The sequence below is a fragment of the Deinococcus aquatilis DSM 23025 genome (assembly GCF_000378445.1).
Lineage (GTDB): Bacteria > Deinococcota > Deinococci > Deinococcales > Deinococcaceae > Deinococcus > Deinococcus aquatilis.
In genome coordinates, this window is the sequence record NZ_KB899803.1 from 1 (window position 1) to 1,380 (window position 1,380).

At 59.6% G+C, this 1,380-nt stretch carries 1 protein-coding gene; it reads left to right on the top strand.

The features are described from left to right. Window positions 1-143 precede the first annotated feature (143 nt). Complete coding sequence (locus tag F561_RS0124335; RefSeq protein WP_157452174.1) at window positions 144-1,256, top strand: hypothetical protein; 1,113 nt, start codon at window positions 144-146, stop codon at window positions 1,254-1,256. Window positions 1,257-1,380: the final 124 nt, after the last annotated feature.

Genomic DNA, 1,380 nt, shown 5'->3' on the forward strand with positions numbered 1-1,380 from the left:
CCGCATCCATGAGCGTGGGGAGGCGGAAGCCCTTCAACTCATTGGGCTTTTGAAACCCAGCCAGACGCTCAATTCACAAAGTGTCGGGTACTGAGCTCATTCCCTTTGCCTATATTCAGTCCGGTATGTCATTTAATCCAGGCTTGAACCGTGTCACCCTTGCCAATTTGGCGGATCTGCCCGCTGATATGGCAGGCACGATGGCGCATGAGTGGCTGGCAACCTGGAACATTGCGCCCAAGATGCAGACCGAACTGGGCGGATTGGTGGCTGCTGCGGGCCTAGCTCCCCTGCCTGATCCGGCTTCCCCAAAGACCGGCTTTTCTGCCCAAGTTGCCGCTTCTGTCCTTCGGCCTCTGGTTCGTTTGGTCAGCCAGAAAGAAGGGCTGGGGTGGCTTAAAAACCGCTTCCGCAGAAAAATGATTCAAGCTCAGGGTCAAAAAGTTGAAGCCTTGAAAGCCTACCCTTTGGCGTTGAATGAGGCTCTGAAGCGGGGCGATACAGAGGCCGCCGCGTTTGCCGAACGCATGGGCATTGCTCTGGCGGCGGTGGTGGCAACGCTGAATCTGGCCCCACCCGAAAGCCGCGTTGCCCGCCCCGAATGGCCCGATGAGCACTGGAAACGGTGGCAAGGCGTACAACAGATCGTGCTGGGTGGCGGCGTTCTGGAGGGCGTGCTGGGGCAACATATCTATGCCGCCGCTTGCCAATGGTTGGCTCGGTGGGGGGTCACCCAGGTTCAGCTCCACCTGTTCTCACAACCGCGCTCTCTGATGCTTCACGGCGCGGCCCGGCAGTTTCAAGAGGGGCCAGTGCTGGTGCTGGATGCCGGTCACAGCGCCTTAAAACGTGCCGTTGCCGAGGTCAGCGGCGGCCAGGTGACCAAGCTAGAGCTTGCGCCCCTGCTGCCCACTCCGTATGCACTCAGCGATGGCCCTGCATTGCTGAAGTTCCTGACCGAAGCTTTGGCTCAGACGGTGCCAGCGGGTCAGCGCATCACGCAGATGGCAATCAGCCTTTCCGCTCACCTTGATCAGGATGGACAGATAGAGCGGGCCTCGGCAGACAGCAGTTTTTACGGCCTGCTGGTGGGCCTGCCGTTGGTCGATGCTTTACAGGAGAGTCTCCAAGCCCGTTTGGGATACGCCTGCTCGGTCAAAGTCCTGCACGAAGGTCAGGCCGTCGTGAACGGTCTACCCGGCATGGACGCGGCGTTGCTGCTGGGCACATCCGTGGGAGGCGCGTTTAAAGCCTAGTACGGCGTTCTGTCAGTGGTCATACGGATTCCGCTGAGGGACTGACAAAACAGATGAGAATGCCCCCGTCGGGGCATTCTTGAGCTGCGATGACACAAGAACAACGCACCGATGGGGACGCCGT